Consider the following 19214-nt stretch of genomic DNA (forward strand, 5'->3'; position numbering starts at 1 on the left):
CCTTATTCCGGTAAGATTGAAGGGATGAGAACCGTACTTGAGGCTCTCTTCCCTTTTTAATTTCAGAATTCATCATATAATCCCGACATCCTATCATGCCCGTAGATATCTCTACCCAGTACACACTGCCATCGTTCCCTGTTAATATTGAGAAACTGAAACGCAGGACTCAATGGTTCATGAACCAATTGGAGGTCAACGGACATTCCGTTTCCATACTGCTCATAGACGATGAAGAAATGAGCAGATTCAACAATCAGTATCGTGGTAAAGAAGGACCTACCAACGTTCTCTCTTTTCCTTTATTCGAAGCCACCGAGGAATCTCCCTTCTCAGAATTGCCCATTGATGAGCTGGGAGATATCATTATCTCCCTCGACACTGCCCTTCGTGAAGCTCATGAACTAGACCAGCCTTTTCCTTTCCGCCTGAACTGGCTTATCGTTCACGGATTGCTTCACCTGCTGGGTATGGATCATGAACGAAGCGAGCAGGAAGCTCTTGAGATGTATGATAAAGAGCAGGAGTTACTTTCCCGATTTGAACACTACAGGAGAAATCAAATGACGCATCTTGCAATTAACGTCGATCACATTGCAACAATTCGCCAGGCACGGGGAACCACCGAACCAGACCCGGTAACAGCCGCCGCAATGTGTGAGCTCGCCGGCGCTGAAGGTATCGTTATCCACCTGCGCGAAGATCGTCGCCACATCCAGGATCGCGATGTACATATTCTTCGCAAAACCATTAAAACCAAGATGAACCTTGAAATGGGCGCCACTAAAGAGATGATCGGTATCGCCCTGGAAGTAATTCCTGATCTTGTCACTCTGGTACCGGAAAAACGTCAGGAACTGACTACCGAGGGTGGTCTTGATGTAATAGGTCAGAAAAAGAAAATTGCTAAAGCAATAGAGAAGCTTGGCCAGGCAGGAATACCCGTCTCTCTTTTCGTCGACCCCGACCTTGAACAGATCCGTACCAGTCATGAAATTGGTGCGACCTTCGTGGAGATACATACCGGCAGATATTGCGATGCCGAGACCGAAGCTGAACAGGAGCAGGAGTTCCAACTCATTGCAGATTCCGCCAATGAAGCCTACCAGTTAGGTTTGCGAGTCAATGCAGGTCACGGGCTGGATTACCGTAACACGGCAAGGATTGCCGAACTGGATACCATCGAGGAACTTTCCATCGGTCACTCGATTATTAGCCGCGCAGCCTATGTTGGCATTGATCAGGCCGTTCGGGAAATGCTTGCCATTATTCAGCAAGCCAAAAACTCATTGTAGGAACTATTTTCAAGTTATTGAATCGTAAGCTCAACGAGATGCTTCAGACACTCTTTCAGTTCAACTTATTGACAACAGCATCAGCGTCGGTCAATATTTGGTAAAACGTTACTAATAGCGCGATTGCGATTGACAAGCTTCCAAAAATTATGTTATTAGAAACGACCTTGCCTGGGTGGTGGAACTGGTAGACACCCGAGACTTAAAATCTCGTGGGCCTTGCGCCCGTGCGAGTTCGATTCTCGCCCTAGGCACCAGCAGTTGGTTCAAGGACTTCCATCAAAGTCCTAGTAAGCCCCTAAGTATCAATTACTTAGGGGCTTTTTTTCATTCTTTTTCGTCCACTACCTTCCATTCTTTTCCGTGTCATTCCGTCGAAAAAGGGGTATACAATAGGGTATACGTTTACCAGGCATTCAAACCAACCTCGAAAAATATACCCTTTTTGGAGCCAAGGAATGTCCAAGCTTACAGTTCTGCAAATAAAACACGCAAAGGGCCAATGTCGCCTGGCTGATGGCAAAGGGCTCTTTTTTGAAATCACCATTAGCGGAAGTAAGCGTTGGTTATACCGGTACAAAATACTGGGCAAAAACGGTAACTACATAATTGGTCATTATCCAGAGATAAGCCTTCAAGCGGCTCGTCAGGCACGGGATGAAGCTAAGAAGCTGGTCCAAGAAGGTGTCAACCCCGCCGCAGCACGAAGGGAGAAAAAACTTCAAAAAATCGCCCTTCAACATCAAGAAAAGCAAAGGCGTCTTGGCAAATTTGAAATCTTAGCACGTGAATGGATTGAAACTCAAAAAGGTCGGTGGAGTGAGAATCACTCCCTGGCGGTTTTATCTTCACTCAAAGCTAATGTTTTCCCCTACATTGGTGGTCAACCCATTGAAACCATCACCCCGCCGGAAGTATTAAAAATCATACGACGAATTGAGAGTCGAGGTTCTCTCGAGATCGCAAAAAAGGTCCTGCAAAGGATGAACTCCGTTTTCCGCTACGCTGTACAGACAGGGAAGGCGACTTACAACCCAGCAGCCGACATGAAGGGCGTTCTGAAGTCCAGAACCGTTACCCATACGCCTTCCCTCCTTGATCGCGAATTAGCACAACTTTTGCGAGACATTACCAACAACCAAAAGCTATTTGTTGCTACACGCCTTGCCCTGCATTTTACAGCGCTTACTGCTTGCCGCCCTGGTGAAGTCAGGCAAGCGAGATGGGAAGAGTTCAACTTGGATTTGAAGGAGTGGTACATCCCCGCTGAACGCATGAAAATGAAGCGTGAGCACATTGTCCCCTTATCAAAGCAGGCCCTCTCTGTGCTTGAGCGATCCGGGAAGCTTTTTGGAACCGATGGATTTGTTTTCCCAGCTCCCAGGCACCTTGAAAAGCCAATGTCGGACAACACCATGGGAAAAGCTTTGCGTGACATGGGGTATAAAGGTAGGGCAACCCCCCACGGATTTAGAGCTTCTTTTTCTACGATGGCATATGAAAGCGGCGAATTCCCTCCTGAAGTGATCGAAAAAGCATTAGCACACGAAGAAAAAAACAAAATCAAGAGAGCCTATAATCGAGCTGAATATTTAGAACAACGAAGGAGTCTTTTAGACTGGTGGGGGGAGAAACTTCAAACCCTAGAGAACACTTCTGAGATCATCGACTTTCACAGGGTAAGAAGGAGATAGAGATAATATTAGCGTAAAAAACAGATCAGAAACCAACTTGACCCCAGCTAGGGTAGTTTCCAAAAGACACTCCTCTAGCGCTCTGCCCAATTAATCTTTACAGGGATATTATCAGGAGGGAAGCAAAATGGACGAAGATTTAAAGTTTTTAACGAATCGCTTAAGTGGTCAGTTTGGCCTCGCATCAGCCTGGCTTTCAGAGTGCATAAAAAGTGAAGCGCGCAGTGAAGATTTTTTCCCTCCTAGCGACTGGTTTAACCATGACACCTGGACAGTAGAACAGGCCTTGCTGCTTTTAGCCGGCATAGACCCCAACGGAGCAGAAATTTCTTGGAATTTTTTCGAGACGACAGAACAGCTAAAAATTGAAAATGCCGACATACTGATATGCGCCCCTGAAGCAAAGTGGGGTGACTATTATGGTTCAGACCTATCTGAAGCGGAAGCTAAGGCGGAGAGATGTTTGGAAAAATTTTCTGAAGATGAACAACAGCAACTTGCTCAATTATTAGAAAATCAATCTGAGAATACCGCTTTTAATGGAAAATTTGACAGCTGCCTCCAGTATTACGACATGAGAAGCTGGTATTATCATGCAGAATTACGGTTAGATCGACTCTGCAATCTGTGGATGAGTCGTAAAAATTCACATGAAAATCCAGGCATTGAACTCGACGCAAAATACGAGCCTCACTACTATTTGTCATGGATCAAGTCTAAGGAAATAACCAAATTAGTCCCATGGTGGGATAAAGCTGTTAAAGACGGTTTCATCCCTAACCAAATGAAATCCTCACCTCCCCCAACAGGTCAAAATTACACACAAAGAAGTTGCCTCAACGTAATTGGCGCTCTTCTGGAAATTATCGTTGGGGACTTCAAGGGTAACTCATTCTCAACTGACACTGAGTTGCGCAGTTTTATAAGTGAAAAATTCGGCGGCGCCTACGGAATCGGTGAAAGGACCACTGCCGGAATTTTCTCCCAAGCCAAAAAATCCATTAATTCAGAACTCCAACCATAACCATCCCCCCCTGCCCCATTGCAATTGCAACGGATTTCGTTGCAATTGCAATGCAATTCCCCCCTGCACTATCTAAACTCTTCCACCAAAGGTCGCGACCATCCTAAAACACCTTTATGGGAGAAATCATGAAAACCAAACTTCTCAGACTACCAGAAGTAGAGTCAATCACCGGCCTCAAGAAATCTGCAATCTACGCATGGGTCAAAAAGGGCTTTTTCCCACCACCTGTAAGGCTAGGCGCTAAAGCTGTCGCGTGGCGTGCCTCTGATGTTCAAGAGTGGGTCGACAAGCTTCCACGGAGGAATCCTTAATTACCCAACTTGAAGGGAGGGTGGTCACACCCAATTTAGCAGATCACCCTCTCTGCCCACCATTCCTGAATAAACGAGGATTTGTGATGAATACAATGATTTCAGATAACTCAAGCCAATACATACTCTTTGAAGTCCACAACCAGGGAAACTCCCTATTAAATCGTCTGCTAAAACTCGCCGTTAAGCCCCTACAGGCTGGACAGTGGGTCATGTCACAAGAAGCCAGAGTGATCGAGTCGCAAAGTGCAAATCCTGAAGCTGAATACATTCAACTTCCAGGGGAAAAACAGGAGGGCTCTCAAAATGATTAGTGCAGAACAGATAGGGTTAGCTCTGGATGGACGTTTAATGCCTGGTGGGGAATGGCGTTGCATCTGCCCGGCTCACGACGACCATAATCCATCTTTGGATATAAAAGATGGGGATACAGGTAAGCCAATTGTTATTTGTCGTGCTGGTTGCTCTTCTGAGGCGGTTATATCAGCTCTAGCGAGGCAAGGTTTATGGTACTCAAAAGCAGATCAGACACCTTTTTCGCAAGAGGAGCATCAGGAGAATAGGCTGAAACGTGAAGCAGAAAACAAGCGAAAGTGGGAACTGGCTAAAAAAACAGGTCGTAGGCTAGGTGAACGTTCTATCCTAGCGCGCCAAGATCACCCCTATTTATCACGCAAAGGAGTAAAAGCTGTACCGTATTTGTGCGAGTTATCCATCGAAGAGGTTGAAGCAACCATAGGCTACATCCCAAAACAGGGGAAGGAACCTCTACAGGGGCGTATACTCTTGGCACCATTCTTTGATTCTACGTATCACTTCTGGACACTCGAAATGATCGATCCTGATGGACGTAAGGCAGCCCTTGCAGGTGGCCGGAAGCAAGGCCATTTCTTTACACCAGAGGACTTACCAGAGTCACCTAAGCGTATTTTCATAGCAGAAGGCATAGCTACCTGCCTGTCAATCAAAGAGGCAACCTGCATGCCAACGATCAGTGTTGGGAGTTGTACGAATTTTTTACCTGTAGCGAAGGCCTTGAAGGAACAATATGAGAGTGTTGAAATAGTCATTTGCGGTGATCTTGGTAATGGTGCCAAGTCTGCTACGGATGCAGCCACTCTCGTGGGCGGAAAAGTAATTTTCCCGCCTAACCATCTTGGCGAGGGCGCTGACTTCAACGACCTACACGTCAAAAATGGTTTGAGCGCTGTTCGCGAACAGTTGTCACTGGCACTCAATGACAATCAAAATGAATGGCCAGATCCTGAAGAAATTAAGGCAGAACTGCAACCAGTTGCACCACTAACAAGCGAAATGATCCCTGCCCCCTTCCGTGAGTGGGTCGAGGATATAGCGTATAGAATGCAAGCTCCTGTAGACTATGTAGCAGTCGCCTTGATCGTTGTCTGTGGTTCTCTTATTGGCACACGTTGTAGGATCAAGCCAAAACAAAAGGACGATTGGGCTGTTACCCCTAACCTATGGGGGGCAGTGATCGGACCTCCATCGGCAATGAAGAGCCCTACCCTAAACGAGATATTGAAAAAAACACTTTCAAAGCTCGAAATAATAGCAGCTGAGGAGCATAAACAGGCAAAACTTGAATCTCTCGCAAAAATGTATGTAAAAGAAGAGCAAGTCAGGGAGATTAAAAGTCAGATTCGGCAGGCGGTTAAGAAAAAAGATGAAGCCAAGGCCGAAGAAATTGCTAATCAAATGCAACCTGAGCAATCCTTAGAGCCGCCACAGGAAAGAAGATACAAAACCAATGACGCAACCATTGAAAAACTAAACGACTTACTGAGCCGTAACCCTTCAGGATTGCTTGTCTTCCGTGACGAACTCATGGGGTTGTTCAAGAGGCTGGATAAGGCTGGTAATGAGACGGACAGGGCCTTTTACCTCGAGTCATTCAATGGGGATGGCAGTTTTATTGATGACCGAATTGGTCGGGGTACTATACGTACCGAAAAACTTTGTTTGTCGCTACTCGGCGGAGTCCAGCCGGATAAGATCAAAAGTTATTTACACGCAGCCATACATGGTGGGGAGAATGACGGATTTGTACAGAGGTTGCAACTCTCTGTGTTTCCAGACCAAGGCGAGTGGAAATATACCGACCAGTACCCTAGTTCGCAAGCCAAGAACAGAGCATATGAACTCATCGAGGCCCTTGATAATTACCCATTTGAGGATAGGCAATACCTACGATTCTCAGAAGATGCCCAGATTGTGTTCATCGAGTGGCTTACGGATTTACAGACAAATAAGCTATTGGACGACACTACACATCCAATTTTAGTAGAACACCTAACCAAATACCGTTCTTTAATGCCTTCTTTGGCGCTTATATTCCACCTATTGGATATGATTGATAGTGGCAGAACATTACAACCAGTCTCTGAACATGCTGCGATCATGGCTGCTTGCTGGTGTGATTATTTGGAAACGCATGCAAGGCGCATATATTCTCTCGCTCTTGATCCTGCGCAAACGAGTCTTGGAGCCCTCGCCAAAAAGCTACAGCAAGGGAAACTGAAAAACGGATTTACAATTCGCGATATTCAACGCAAAGGTTGGACCATGCTTAGCGACCCAATCTTAGTTAAAGAGGCTTTAGAGATGCTCGTGAGTGCAGGATGGTTAAGACCAGTGGATATACCTCAGTATGGTGCAGGTCGACCAAAATCACTGGCTTACCATATAAATCCGAAAATATGGGACAGTGTGTGAATAATTAACCGACAAAACCGACGAAACTAATATTGTCGGTTTTGTCGGTTCACTTTTAGAGCATATGAGGGTTTTTATGAATTGGATGTCGAGGTTAGAAGAAAGCGATAAACGGTTAAATCATAAAATATTGTCCACGAGTAGAAGTGGTGTTGAAGGTATCACAAAGACTGAGACTTCGGCTAGATCGCCTGAAAAAAATGTTCTTAAACCTTTTGTTTTCAACAGCACTCATGGACCTGACCTTCGCATACCAGCAGACTGTCATCCCAAATATAAGTGGTGGGCTGGTGGTCAGTCAATTGCGGAGACATTACTGGAGATCAACGCACCCAAAACCGTATGGTTAAATCACGTTGATCCTACGCTGAACAAAAGAGGATGGAATCTGATGGCGAAACATTTTTGACAAGGTTAGTTATTAAGAATAATTCTAAACTTCTACAGTCACCTGGGATAATTCCGACTTGGTTTGTCTGTAGGTCGATAAGCGAAATCCTAAGATTTACAGTTTGTATACGTATAAACAGTAGACACATCAAATTAAGTCAATGTCAAATTCCTATATGATTTGATGGGCAACCTTATCTCGGTATCAATACAACTATGAAAATCCATCTCTTGCTAAGCAATTTTTAATTCGGACTTTACCCTATTTTTCACATGGGATCGAATGTACCCCTCCTAACAGAATAGGAGTGTGGAAGGGTTGCTAAGATCAAGAGAGTCCAGAGCAACGACAACCTGTATGTGTCGCATGTGGGTATGTAGGTGTATTGGGCCTGCAGTTATGATAAGTTTAGTTTTGTTAAGAATTATTTGATCAATAAAGCCTCGTGTTCTAGGCCTCTGTTGTATTGACTCATTAGTTCGACCACCTTACGTGCCTGTGGGTCTTCTGACGACCGGAGGCGTTCATATACGGTGCGGCTATCATTCAATAATTGTTCACTGCCATACTTAAATAGAGCTTCGAGGTTGTGGGGAACAAACAACTCAACCCTAGAGTTAAGTTCCTTTAGTTTTAAGTATTCATCGATCCCTACTGGATCGTAATCGCCAAAGTGTAAAAATCTACATCCACTATTTACAAAGATACTGTCTATCACCTTCCTGCTAAATCGTCCTTGTGTCCAAATAATCATGTCGATTTTGGTCTCCAAGGTGTCTATATCATCAAAATTCAAAAAGACAGTTCTATTTTCGACAGTTGCTAGATTGCCATTTACCTCTAACCTGTCTCCCTCAACAAGGGTAATTGCAGCACATCCGGTAAGATTGCACCATTCGTATGCCGGCAATTGCTGTCCGTTCAGTCGTAATACGGTGGGGTGGGGCGAGAACACCCTGATAAGAACGACAGAGGTTTTTTGTTTATCAAAACCCTGTTTGGAATTGCGATATACTGCTGTGGCATCAATACGGTTTTCAGTGCCCACGATCGCCTTATCAAGTCCTTCAGGGAAAATCGATAGCGAATAGCTTGCCAGGGATTTAGAATCCTGCGTGACGTATTTCTTTCCTGCCCCGGTATAATCAATGCGAACAATTTCGGTCTCAATAAGCCTGGTTAACTTTTGCCGGTTTTTCAATGAAACCTTACTGAAAGCAATGCTGCCTTCAGCTTCAAGGGTATTTAATATTTTTGCTAAAACCCTCATGCCTCTTCCTTAACGAGAAGGGTCATGTTTCTTTTGTCCACATAAAGTCCTTGCTTCTTACCAGATTCAAGGAGGTATATTTTATTGACGATATGTTGTGCGTCAGGGCTTGCAATTATTGGTGTGAAACCTAATTCTATTGCTTTTTTCATGACCGCTCGTCTATTTTTGTCATCCAGAGCCGTAACCTCATCAAGATAGAAAGGGATTCTAGCATGGTTCTTCTTGTCGTCAAATAGTCCCCTCATAAGCATAAGATTGACAAGAACCTTAACAGTTATAGTCGTCCCATTCGACTCCACATTGGATAGGGATGTATATGTCTCTTTTTTCCCATCTATTTTCTCGACCTCAAACTTTAGGGAGAAAAGGTTTTTGATATCTATACGGCCTTTTTCCATTGCGATTCTTTCAAGTTCTTGAAGTGGTCCTTGGGCCTTGGTAAAATCATTTCCTGTATCTGAGAACTCAAACAATTCATGTTGTGTTCTGGCAGCCTTATTGATGATGCTTTGGAAAAGTTCGGTCATATACCCTTTCTCTTCTACGACAATCCTCAGGCTAAGGAGGTCGGAAATTTGTATCTTTGACAAATCCCTGTTAATAGTGTTTGCCTGACCTCGAATCACCTTGACATCTTCAAGAAGATCTCTCAAATCTGTGTGGAGACTGCTTAGTGTCTTTTCCCAAATTGTATTTGCTGCTTTCTCCCGAGTTTCCAGTTCACCCAGTTTTTCCTTAAGAGAGTCAAGGAATTGCTGTTCAGACTCATACCTCCCACTATTGGGGCCAAGTTGAGTTTCAATGATATTCAGGTTTCTTTGAAGATTCTCACTATCCCTTTCCTGTGCCCTGGCATAAAGCGCATACCTGTCAATAAGCGCCTCAATCTCATCATCGAGCCATGTAAAATTATCAGGTATTATCCAGTCAGGATCTGGTTTCTTTAAACATTCAATTTTCTCTTTCAACTTGGACTCTTCTGCCTGGATCTCAGAGATTCTTGTACCAATCCCCAAAATATCTGAGCTAATCTTTCCATACTCTTTTTCTAAAGAGTCGTACTTTTCGTTTTTTCGCTGTTCTTCTACCTCTATTTGACTTATCTGGGTTTTAAGAATTCGAATATTCGACTCATTTTCCTTGAACGTCCTATACCGATCAGCCTCCTTCTGTCTGCTAGATAGCTGTTTTCTGATTTCGCTAAGTTCTTTTTTCAACTCGGCCTGCTTCTTGGCGGCTTCTAATGTCTTTTCGTCCCGGGCTATTTCGCTTTCCAGGTTCGCTATACTTAATTGAACCTGCTCCATATTGAAATATTTTGAAAGGTCCGGTTTCAACTCTTCTATCAGGTTTACTCTAACAGAAGGGTCAGAGTACGTATCATTCTTTATCCTGCCAAGGATGGTTTGCAAGTTGGTCACAAGCAATTTGGTATCTGTAATACTAACCGGACCGTTATCGGTACTCTGTCCTAGAACCTTTTCATTTAAAACTGCAAACACACGGGATAATTCTTCTTCTGTAAATTCATTACAGAGCATCTTTGCAAAGGTATTTTCGAAGTTGCTCAGCCTCAACGAGAGAGTTTGAAGTTCACGAATGTGTGCTTTCAACCTTGGCTCAACAACAATGATATCTTCAATAGTAACTAGAGCCAGGTTTTCGGCTATCTCATGTTCTCTGTTTTGGAGCTTGTTTATTGTAGCCGCTGCAAAGTCTGGAAGATAACTGCTGAAATGTAACTTTTCGTTCTCAAGTAATTTTATTTGATGATCAAGGGAACCTTTTTCTTTGTTCAGTCTACCAATAGCTCGACGAACATTTCCCTTTTCATGTTCAATTTGATTTTTAAGTTCTTTCTTAAGATCTCTATCATTCCCAAGGTTTTGAATGAGGGTGATGTTATATTTTTGGCATTTCGAAAACTCATCCAATATCAGGGAGTATCCACCGACCATGTTCTCCCGGGCCTCATTTCGATTTGCAAACTGTTCGAAGCTTTCGTGTATGTATTTTTCAAGTTTTTGAAGTGTTAGAATTTCAGAGCGGATCTTATTTATCTCTTCCTGCTTTTTTTTGAATCTTTCTTGCAGATCGATTACGCCTTTAACCCGCATTTCGGGGTGGCACATCTGTATCAGGGCCTTTTTCACTTCATCTTGGTCTACAGTTGCCAGTTCCAACAGATTTTTATAGTTTTGCCGGAATTTTTTATAACCACCCTCATTTCTGATTGGCAAAAGATTGAGCTTGACACCCGTTCCAATATCATTTCCTGTCAGGAGAGACTGAAGATTACGGCCTGTTAAAATTTTAAACCCTTTGTCAGCCAGAAGCGGTTTAAGTTCACTTCCTCGTCGTATTACACCGCCATCTTTAAAATAGTGACTTTTCTTGTAAGAACCGCTGTATATAAAACGTTCGTATTCTCCATTTCCCAACGCACTGGTTCCACGAGCACCTACCACCATGTATCCGTTAGCAGTTAAACACTCAAAAAGTATATAACTGTATTCACTCTTGAAATAGTATCGTTTGCTGACGGCGTTATCTTTCGTGAATTTGAAGCTTCGGTCGTTATCTATATAGAGGAATTGAAGGGCAGAAATTAAAGTGGTTTTGCCGCTGTTGTTGGCACCTACCAGGTGTATCCCTTCATTCAGTTCAACTTCTGCATATTGGTATTTCCCGGAGTTGATCATGATGATTCTAGTAGGTCCGTTTGTTTCAATCGCTCTAGTCACTCCAAACCTCCATTTTACCGAACTGATTATCCTCCGCTATTGCTTCAACACACAGATCGAAAAAGCGATAAATGGGAGGAGTGAACTCAAAATTTTGGCCGCTGCCGATAATGGTTGCAAAGCCATATCTTGCCATGGTTTTGACAACCGACCTTAATCCCCCGCTATCTGTTATTCTGACTTCTTTCATCAAGTCTCTGTACCGTTCGGTTGTTAGGTGAGGGAGTAAATCCAATGAAAACCTGGTAGTCATCAGGGCATCTTCAAGGTCTCTTTCGCGTTTATCAAGATTTTCAATGAGAAGAAATGTAAATAGCGCCATTTGCTTGATATTCTCATTGTTTGTTTTGTTTTTATTTGCTTTGAAGTAAAAAAATTCCCGTGGGTGGTATATCAATTCGTATCCTAGTGCAGAAAAGCACGCAGTAAAGTCCTTTTTCCGGTCAACTAAAGAGAAGAATTTTGAACCATCCATATAGCAAAGATGTTTTCCCTGTTGCAAGTCACTGAAGATTTGAGCAAGATTTGGAAGGTCATACTTATTGTCCATCAAATTAGGTCCTTTATTTCGATAGGAAGGGTGTGAACAAGATATCCTTTGATTTTATAAGTTTTTATTTCCTCTTTATAAATTGGGTCTAATGAATGATCGATTAGAATCTTATAGGCTTGGAGCAGCAAAGCTGGATCTTCCCCATGGTATCGGTCCATAACCCATTCAAATGAGTCTTCAACCGGTAAGGCTTTCCGAAATTGTTTAAGTAACTGGGTTTGAATGATAGCCGATACCCTTACCTCATTGTGTTCATCATGGTTGATCCTTGGTGGGTGAGATGGTTCATAGCCTTTTGCTTCTTTCATGAAATCAAGCAGTTTTAGGTCTTGGAAGAGGGCAGTTTTAAAAACTGTAGAGGGAAGATCCAGTTTGTTTACAACATGGTCAAGCGCAGCAGGTCCCTCTTTATCTACCTTCTTTAATATTGCGGATACGCCACGTCCAAAAAGGTTTGCGCGGAGACTTTTGAGTAAGGGAGTCACTTCATCTAGAGATTCCCGGAATGAGTTTTTTAAATCACTTCGAACCCTTGGTAATTGTAATACTACCCTTCTGGTTTTATCTTTCTGGTCACGATCCAGAATGTATTCATGTTGAGCATGTTCTAACAGGACTTGAAGTTGTTGTAGGCTTCGGTCAACGGTACCATCAACTATGACCATTTCTTCGAGAGGAGTAATAAATCTATGTAAAGTATCTGTTACTTTTTCGTATCGGACTGCAGAACTTTCATGTTTTTCATTGATCTTGATTTTGGTTACTTCATTGATGATAGCTAACCTGTTACCGTTAGAGCACTGTCTTAACTTTTCAATATTGTTTGTTAAATCTCTAAGATAATTATCTATTCGGACATCATTTCCATCCTTGAAGGCCTTTTCAAGCTCCTGCCTGTGTAGATCAAGTTCCTCTAGATAGACTTTTATTTGCTTTGCGGATGTGAAACGGTGTTCTCGCTCAAGAAATTCGACGATTTCCCTTGTGAGAGGCTGTACTTCATAAAAGTTGGTTGCACCAGGAACCTGTTGTATGAATTTTTGTCTAACTAATTGGAAGAAAATGTTACGGGGCTTGTTGGTGGAGTCACCACGATTGTACTTGCGTATGAAGTTAAATATGTCTGCTTCAGACAGGTCACCGGCAAAATGATAAAGATCTATCATAAGAAGATAATTCTCAAGACCTAATTTCCACCATGCTTTGTACTCTAAAGCCATTTATGCACCTAGTTTAAAAATTGTTTTCCATACCTATAGCATATCAGGGGTATCATATAGTGACCCCCCTAGCAATTTTTTATTATTTTATAGAGGAATAGTCGAGTAGGCTAACAGGTCATGCTGCTGGGAAAGCGTTATGCACAGTTTTTTGCCCTTTATGTTTGGCATGGCTTTAGAGTTTAAAGAACTACATCAGTTAAGAAATCGGAAATAAACGTAAAAGTAATAACATACACTGCACTTAACCTAACGACAACATTCTCTTTATGCATGGTGAAACAGGGGATAGACCATGGTCGATTCTATTTACGGGGTATTTTTCTATCTGAGAACTTCCTTTAAGCTGTTTGTAACACCAAGATTCCCGCAGGCAATCTCAAAGCCAAAATGAAATATCTATGTTAATGTTCTTCCTGTATCCAGAAAATTTGGCTCGCTCTCAAAACCTAACAACAAAAGTGCAACGAGAGATGAGAGCTTATCCATGTACACCTCTACCTTCTTCATGTGAGGGCAAAGTTTAGATTATTCCTGATAAGGCCAGTGAGGCTAACGAATTAGGCGGGTTGACCTTATTCCTATCTCTTCAACTAGACCTCATACAAGATAGCCGCATTTCATGGAGTAGCAGTGAAAGATCGTACAGTCCCATCAAGCTGTGTTGTGATGGGAAAACTAAAAATGCACGAAGTTCGACACAACAAAACCCACAAAAGGGTTCTATTGGTTTTGTGGGGACCCGTATCGTCGTCCTATAGGAGCGTCCAATTAGTATCAGAGAAAAATGTTTTGAGTTATGCCCTTGGCAGCGACCTCAACCATTTGAGGGAGATACTCATGAATTTCTGGATTTCTTTGATGAGTTATTACGAGGCCCAAGTCTAAATCCCGTCTGGGCGAATTAATGTATTCTGCTTTTCCGACTCCCCTCCAAATAACCGTACCAGTCTGAGAATCAACTAGCTCTCCCAAAACTATAAGATTGGTGCGCCAGACGTTGTTGGTATCGCTAACCCATCCTGTATATCCTGTATCTACACCTCTAATTTTTTCTCTAGAAAGATGTACTGACGGGATGAGTAGAAAATAACGGGCCCCGGTTTTTTTAGAAAATTCTCTTAAGGGAGGAACTGAAATGGCCTTTAAAGTGTCATAAGCAGATTTCCACTCTACATACTCATCCACAAGGTTGTTCTTAACTATTAAGGTCTTGAATTCCCCGGATTCTACAATACCTGTCGCTGGATTCAGGGTTTTCAAACTTTTAGCAAGTGCCGCTTCTATCGTTCCGGACAGTCCCGGCATTTCTGCCGTTTCTTTTACAGGCAGAATTGCAACTACCCCGTCAATCCCAGAATGGGCATCTACCATGGTGTATGATTTGTCCCGAAGCCCTTCGATAGATGCGCAAGAAGTGACAATGAAAGCTACCAGAACGAGCACAAAGTTTCTCATTCTAATTCTCCTATTTGATTCGAGTGAAAAGAAACAGTGATAAGTGATTTCGTTAGTTGCATGATAGGGCTAATAACAGTTAGCAGGAGTTTGACTGGAAGGCAAGGGGGAACGGCTTAATGTATTTAAAAAAACAGGAGATCTATGAGGAAGATTGATCCTGCTATAAAAGAGTGGACACTCAGATAAGCCAATATTAAAGAGATTGGCAGGAGGAAGATATGAGTGTTCAAAGAAGAAGATACGATCCAGATTTCAAACGCAAAGAAGTGGCCCCGGTTCGTTGGGCAGGATCGGGGCATGACTCAGAACCAGAGGCGATACTGATACACCTTTTAGGGAAAAACTATCTGCACAAGTACAGGGAGAAAGATTGTGGTGCTGGTTACCTGATCACCCAAGAAGAGAAACAGTTATGTTCAGCTACCATGCCCAATCTACTCCATCGATCAACTGTGCAGAGAGAGTTACAGGCATTGATCGAGCGAATTATTGAGGTGAATTCAAACGAGAGCTACTTTTACCAAATCGACTTAGTAGCCATCTTCGGGGATTACATCTCTGACACAGAAGACATCGCTCCTGTCGATGTCTTCATCAAGGGTAAGCTCAAGGACTCTATCTTGAAGAAGTATGGCCGTCCCGGAGACGCCGGACGTATCCTTGCCAAGAAACATAAGAGACAAATCATTTCCTCCAAGAATGCAGCTGCATCCCCTGAGCTTCACGCCATAAATACACTACAACGTCAATCACACTCGTTTCAGATCGTTAATTCTCTCCGAGAAATTGCATTCGGTGGACCTATTAGGGTTCGCATTTGTGACATCAATGAACCACCAGAGGAAGTAGATCTGGAAGAACCTATGTTCGTTGTAATCTATGACATTGATGACCCGAGCATCCATAGGGCTGGCATCCCTTACATCCCATTCCAGAACAAGGAAAACTAGTAGTAACTTCTCTCCTGAAGTCATCATTACAGGAACAACCCTGCTCTCGTTGGAACAAACCGGAACACCAGAACACGCACACAATAACGCTTTTACAGTGACATAATAAGGTGACAGCACAGTTTGTTCCTGTGTTCCGTTGTTCCAACGGTTTTCTAGTATTCTTTTGGTTCTTCCTCTCCGGCATAAAGAGCCATCAGATCACGTAATCCTTTGGAGAACAATGTAAGAAATTTGTAATACCTACCAAATATAAGGACAGATACAGTAGAAGTACTTTTCATTACACGAGAAATGCGTATGGGCTTTGGCCGGCCTATACGCATTTCTCGTTTATAGCGTGTGGAAGCCCTTTATTGCGTCTATACAAAACTCGCTGTATAGTCAAACATTATCAGTAATATCATATTCATATGATGTTGTTCCTCTTCCTCTCTTTAGCCTAAGTTTTTCAACGAGGTAATATTATGAAATTAAAAAATCGCTTTCTAGGCATACTTGTCATTGCTATCACACTCATGGCGACAGTAGCTAGTGGTCAGATAATAAAAACAAACGAAGCAAATGCTTACATCGGGCAGAAAACCACTGTATGTGGTTTCGTTGCCTCAAGCAAATATTCTGATAAGTCTACAGGGAGACCAACTTTTCTTAACTTTGATAATACATTTCCTAGACATGATTTTACGATCGTAATCTGGGGCAATAATCGCCAATACTTCGGAAGGCCAGAAAAACAATACAAAGGTAAAGATTTATGTGTTACCGGTCAGATAGAGAGCTTTAAAGGAAAAGCTCAAATCGTAGCTGAAAGACCTTCAGAAATTGCAGTAATTAATTGAGGTCTTAATAATAGTTTCACCACTTGTCCTAGATCAATCTGATGATCCAGCTCAAGAGGTTTATATGGAAACGAATACACGTAACTCCACAGATCGTCGAGGCAAGTCAATTAAGATAAATTTTTACTTAATTACAGTTACTTGAGGGATCGTAGAACCTTGCTATCTCTTCTGCTGGTTTTCTCACTTCTATCCATACCATCAAAGTCCTCGACTCTTCATACAGACAACACAAGTAGGCTACCTGCTGTCCTATCAATGTCCTGTCGCCCTATATGGTTACCGGATGTGTCACGCACAAAGTGTCCAATATTTTCCAGACAATGCAGGACGCTGTGTCAAGAATTAAAAATTCAGACTTTACTGGACACGACAGAAAGCGGAGATAGGTGAGCGTCGAGAATGTCACAGGAAGTAAACTCTGATGGACAGGATTGGAATCATGGGTGCAATCTGCTCTGGTTGGTGGTATTGATTTGATATCGTAGTGATAATCCCGTTCCCAACATAATATTTAATATGACAGCAGATATTGAAGAGCTAAAAAATGAAGTGCTGAGAGAAATTGGACGGAATGTCGTTCTGTACCAACAGTTTGAGGTAATGCTCAAGCTCTTGGTTACCCACGGTAAATTTTCAGGATATGTTTGTGATCTCCAAGGCATTCAGGACAAAAAGAAAGCTAAGGTGATGAAGCAGACACTAGGGCAAGTTGCTGGTCAGTTCTTAGACAACACACTCGGAGAATATCAAGAAAGTAACGAGGAACTTCCAGAGCTAAAAGAGAAAGGGATGCATATGTCCTTTTCGTTCCAAATTCAAACTGATGAAGACTTTTACGTAAAAACCAGGGAGAATATTGCCAAGCTCGTAAAAGAGAGAAATGACCTGATCCACCATTTTCCACTGAACTACAATCTGAATACACTTGATGGATTGAAGGAAGCAGAGCAATATCTGGATTCACAAAGAGAATCACTGCTACCAGAGTACGACAATGTTAAACGGTATCTCAAGACTCTTGATCAAGCCAGAAAACAATTTGCTGAATACATTTCTTCCGGGGGAATGAAGAGACAGTGGAAATTAGATGAGCTTCGACAAGAGTATGTAGTAAAATTGTTGGGTAGGATAATTGAGGTTGCCAAGAGGGATGATGGATGGACTCTGGTCGTTCATGCAGGTCAACTGCTCTACCAGAATTCACCTGATCAATTGAAAGAGGTTAAGAAGAAGTACAAATGCAGAACCCTCAACGATCTCATTTTGAAGACAGAGATTTTCGACCTTGAAGAAGAGTCAACTCCCAAAGGTGGCAAACGTACCATATACAGGCTCAAGGATGGGTGGAGATTGGAGACACATCCCATTGATGAGATTTCAAACTAATCTCCCCCCACACACACAATCTCAAAACTGTTAGCAAAGAAGGTTAGTCATGCACTTTACATCCTTGTAAGCCTTTACTGGTCAACGTGTTGCACTTATTACGTGACACCAGCTCCTCCCCCATCCCCGCATTGCTTTCCATCCACTGATCAGTCGAACATACTGGATACTTCAGAATCTTATTGATATTGAACCGTCACACTGGTTATCTATATCTGCATATGCTAATTATCTAAAGATAAATACTAAACATTCTCAACCGAGGTCTTAGCAGGTGATCCGTTCGTTCATAGATATTCTCATACCAACCTTACTCATTTCTTCACCTACCTTTGCCCTGGCACTTACCGGCAAAGTGGTCAGTGTTACCGACTGTGACACTATCACAATTATTGACCGCTCAAACAGGCAGCACAAAATTCGTCTGTACGGCATAGATTAACCAGAAAAAGGACAGACGTATGGCCAAGCCGCAAAGAAATATACATCGAAGTTGGTAGCAGGTGAAAAGGTAGAGGTCAAAGGTACTACAAAGACAGATACGGTAGGACTGTCGGTGCTGTGATTGTTAATGGGATGAACGTGAACGAGAGCCTCATAAGTTGCGGTTACGATTGGCAATACAGGAAGTACTGTAAAGCGTCATTTTGTGATGACTGGTTAGAACTTGATGAACAAGCCAAATCATTAAAAATCGGCCTTTGGCGCGATTCTAACCCTATCCCGCCATGGCAGTGGCGCAAGGAGGTTCTGTCTAATAGTTACAACAAGTAAACATCAACTGTAAGCGGGCAGCACGGCAATATCAAGAGTCATGTGTTCCACTCTGCCTCCTGCCGTTATTTTAACTGTAAGAACGGAACTCAGAGCTTTGACAGTCGGCAATCGGCGCTGCCTGCAGGGTATAGACCGTGTGGAATGTGTAAGCCATAATATTTTATAAATTTTACTCAAACGGGTGGTTTTAGTTGGCAGATTCAATAGAAGAACTAACTCGACGTGTCAAAGAGTTTTGTGAAACAAGAGATTGGGATCAATTCCATGGTCCTAAGGACCTTGCGATTGGAGTAATAACTGAAGCTTCTGAATTATTGGAACATTTTCGCTTTCTCTCTGAGGAGGATTCTCGTTCAATTTTACAGGACCCTACCCGTAAACTTGAAATTGAGGATGAAGTTGCCGATGTTTTATTCTTTTTACTTAGGTTTAGCCAGATGTATGATATTGACCTTACTAAAGCACTAATACGTAAGCTAAAGAAAATAGAGCAAAAATACCCGGTAGAAAAAGCTCGTGGGAAGAATTTAAAATATACAGATCTTTAGCATAGG

The 19214-nt window shown here is 42.6% G+C and carries 17 protein-coding genes and 1 tRNA gene; 13 read left to right on the forward strand and 5 right to left on the reverse strand.

Annotation, left to right across the window (positions count from 1 at the left end):
- Window positions 1-95 precede the first annotated feature (95 nt).
- The 7 genes from FCL45_RS16325 to FCL45_RS16355 all read left to right on the forward strand — a co-directional run bounded on the left by FCL45_RS16325 (window position 96) and on the right by FCL45_RS16355 (window position 7060).
- Complete coding sequence (locus tag FCL45_RS16325) at window positions 96-1295, forward strand: pyridoxine 5'-phosphate synthase (RefSeq protein ID WP_136799698.1); 1200 nt, start codon at window positions 96-98, stop codon at window positions 1293-1295.
- A 169-nt stretch (window positions 1296-1464) separates the two neighbouring features.
- A tRNA-Leu gene (locus FCL45_RS16330) sits at window positions 1465-1552 on the forward strand.
- Between the two features lie 201 nt (window positions 1553-1753).
- On the forward strand, window positions 1754-2989 hold the full coding sequence (locus FCL45_RS16335; RefSeq protein ID WP_136799697.1) for a tyrosine-type recombinase/integrase: 1236 nt from the start codon (window positions 1754-1756) through the stop codon (window positions 2987-2989).
- Window positions 2990-3116: 127 nt separating this feature from the next.
- Window positions 3117-4013 carry a hypothetical protein gene (locus tag FCL45_RS16340; protein ID WP_136799696.1) on the forward strand — a complete coding sequence of 299 codons (897 nt, stop codon included), beginning with the start codon at window positions 3117-3119 and terminating at the stop codon, window positions 4011-4013.
- Window positions 4014-4141: 128 nt separating this feature from the next.
- The gene (locus FCL45_RS16345; protein ID WP_136799695.1) at window positions 4142-4327 is read left to right on the forward strand and encodes a helix-turn-helix transcriptional regulator; all 186 of its coding nucleotides are present in this window, start codon (window positions 4142-4144) and stop codon (window positions 4325-4327) included.
- 86 nt (window positions 4328-4413) lie between these two features.
- Complete coding sequence (locus FCL45_RS16350) at window positions 4414-4641, forward strand: hypothetical protein (protein WP_136799694.1); 228 nt, start codon at window positions 4414-4416, stop codon at window positions 4639-4641.
- Complete coding sequence (locus FCL45_RS16355; RefSeq protein ID WP_136799693.1) at window positions 4634-7060, forward strand: DUF3987 domain-containing protein; 2427 nt, start codon at window positions 4634-4636, stop codon at window positions 7058-7060. Before FCL45_RS16350 ends, FCL45_RS16355 begins: the two co-directional genes overlap by 8 nt.
- A gap of 815 nt (window positions 7061-7875) precedes the next feature.
- On the opposite strand, the gene FCL45_RS16360 is transcribed toward FCL45_RS16355, so the two are convergent.
- The 5 genes from FCL45_RS16360 to FCL45_RS16380 all read right to left on the reverse strand — a co-directional run bounded on the left by FCL45_RS16360 (window position 7876) and on the right by FCL45_RS16380 (window position 14699).
- On the reverse strand, window positions 7876-8721 hold the full coding sequence (locus FCL45_RS16360) for a Wadjet anti-phage system protein JetD domain-containing protein (RefSeq protein ID WP_136799692.1): 846 nt from the start codon (window positions 8719-8721) through the stop codon (window positions 7876-7878).
- Window positions 8718-11468, reverse strand: a complete 2751-nt coding sequence (locus FCL45_RS16365) for an AAA family ATPase (RefSeq protein ID WP_136799691.1) — start codon at window positions 11466-11468, stop codon at window positions 8718-8720. The genes FCL45_RS16360 and FCL45_RS16365 overlap by 4 nt, the downstream gene beginning before the upstream one ends.
- The gene (locus FCL45_RS16370) at window positions 11461-12018 is read right to left on the reverse strand and encodes a condensin complex protein MksE (protein ID WP_136799690.1); all 558 of its coding nucleotides are present in this window, start codon (window positions 12016-12018) and stop codon (window positions 11461-11463) included. The genes FCL45_RS16365 and FCL45_RS16370 overlap by 8 nt, the downstream gene beginning before the upstream one ends.
- The gene (locus FCL45_RS16375; protein ID WP_136799689.1) at window positions 12018-13241 is read right to left on the reverse strand and encodes a hypothetical protein; all 1224 of its coding nucleotides are present in this window, start codon (window positions 13239-13241) and stop codon (window positions 12018-12020) included. Before FCL45_RS16375 ends, FCL45_RS16370 begins: the two co-directional genes overlap by 1 nt.
- 777 nt (window positions 13242-14018) lie before the next feature.
- Window positions 14019-14699: a hypothetical protein gene (locus FCL45_RS16380; protein ID WP_136799688.1), complete on the reverse strand. Its 681-nt coding sequence runs from the start codon at window positions 14697-14699 to the stop codon at window positions 14019-14021.
- A 221-nt stretch (window positions 14700-14920) separates the two neighbouring features.
- Here FCL45_RS16380 and FCL45_RS16385 point away from each other — a divergent pair, with 221 nt between their 5' ends.
- The 6 genes from FCL45_RS16385 to FCL45_RS16415 all read left to right on the forward strand — a co-directional run bounded on the left by FCL45_RS16385 (window position 14921) and on the right by FCL45_RS16415 (window position 19208).
- The gene (locus FCL45_RS16385; RefSeq protein ID WP_136799687.1) at window positions 14921-15652 is read left to right on the forward strand and encodes a hypothetical protein; all 732 of its coding nucleotides are present in this window, start codon (window positions 14921-14923) and stop codon (window positions 15650-15652) included.
- Between the two features lie 467 nt (window positions 15653-16119).
- Complete coding sequence (locus FCL45_RS16390) at window positions 16120-16494, forward strand: DNA-binding protein (protein WP_136799686.1); 375 nt, start codon at window positions 16120-16122, stop codon at window positions 16492-16494.
- Window positions 16495-17013: 519 nt separating this feature from the next.
- Complete coding sequence (locus tag FCL45_RS16395; RefSeq protein ID WP_136799685.1) at window positions 17014-17883, forward strand: hypothetical protein; 870 nt, start codon at window positions 17014-17016, stop codon at window positions 17881-17883.
- A 274-nt stretch (window positions 17884-18157) separates the two neighbouring features.
- Entirely contained in the window at window positions 18158-18325 is a 168-nt protein-coding gene (locus tag FCL45_RS16400; protein ID WP_153305570.1) for a thermonuclease family protein, read from the forward strand.
- Between the two features lie 134 nt (window positions 18326-18459).
- Window positions 18460-18657 (forward strand): thermonuclease family protein, encoded by a 198-nt coding sequence (locus FCL45_RS25345; protein ID WP_420811219.1) that lies wholly within the window; start codon window positions 18460-18462, stop codon window positions 18655-18657.
- A gap of 194 nt (window positions 18658-18851) precedes the next feature.
- A complete protein-coding gene (locus FCL45_RS16415; RefSeq protein ID WP_136799683.1) occupies window positions 18852-19208 on the forward strand; it encodes a nucleotide pyrophosphohydrolase in 357 nt (118 codons plus the stop codon).
- The last annotated feature ends 6 nt before the right edge of the window (window positions 19209-19214 follow it).

Source organism: Desulfosediminicola ganghwensis (assembly GCF_005116675.2).
Lineage (GTDB): Bacteria > Desulfobacterota > Desulfobulbia > Desulfobulbales > Desulfocapsaceae > Desulfopila > Desulfopila ganghwensis.

Excerpts from the sequence above, each read along its gene's own strand:
- FCL45_RS16395 (WP_136799685.1), top strand. The coding sequence starts at position 17,014 with ATGACAGCAGATATTGAAGAGCTAAAAAATGAAGTGCTGAGAGAAATT.
- FCL45_RS16385 (WP_136799687.1), top strand. The coding sequence starts at position 14,921 with ATGAGTGTTCAAAGAAGAAGATACGATCCAGATTTCAAACGCAAAGAA.
- FCL45_RS16370 (WP_136799690.1), bottom strand. The coding sequence starts at position 12,018 with ATGGACAATAAGTATGACCTTCCAAATCTTGCTCAAATCTTCAGTGAC.
- FCL45_RS16335 (WP_136799697.1), top strand. The coding sequence starts at position 1,754 with ATGTCCAAGCTTACAGTTCTGCAAATAAAACACGCAAAGGGCCAATGT.
- FCL45_RS16360 (WP_136799692.1), bottom strand. The coding sequence starts at position 8,721 with ATGAGGGTTTTAGCAAAAATATTAAATACCCTTGAAGCTGAAGGCAGC.
- FCL45_RS16340 (WP_136799696.1), top strand. The coding sequence starts at position 3,117 with ATGGACGAAGATTTAAAGTTTTTAACGAATCGCTTAAGTGGTCAGTTT.
- FCL45_RS16325 (WP_136799698.1), top strand. The coding sequence starts at position 96 with ATGCCCGTAGATATCTCTACCCAGTACACACTGCCATCGTTCCCTGTT.
- FCL45_RS16380 (WP_136799688.1), bottom strand. The coding sequence starts at position 14,699 with ATGAGAAACTTTGTGCTCGTTCTGGTAGCTTTCATTGTCACTTCTTGC.
- FCL45_RS16355 (WP_136799693.1), top strand. The coding sequence starts at position 4,634 with ATGATTAGTGCAGAACAGATAGGGTTAGCTCTGGATGGACGTTTAATG.
- FCL45_RS25345 (WP_420811219.1), top strand. The coding sequence starts at position 18,460 with ATGAACGTGAACGAGAGCCTCATAAGTTGCGGTTACGATTGGCAATAC.
- FCL45_RS16390 (WP_136799686.1), top strand. The coding sequence starts at position 16,120 with ATGAAATTAAAAAATCGCTTTCTAGGCATACTTGTCATTGCTATCACA.
- FCL45_RS16375 (WP_136799689.1), bottom strand. The coding sequence starts at position 13,241 with ATGGCTTTAGAGTACAAAGCATGGTGGAAATTAGGTCTTGAGAATTAT.
- FCL45_RS16350 (WP_136799694.1), top strand. The coding sequence starts at position 4,414 with ATGAATACAATGATTTCAGATAACTCAAGCCAATACATACTCTTTGAA.
- FCL45_RS16345 (WP_136799695.1), top strand. The coding sequence starts at position 4,142 with ATGAAAACCAAACTTCTCAGACTACCAGAAGTAGAGTCAATCACCGGC.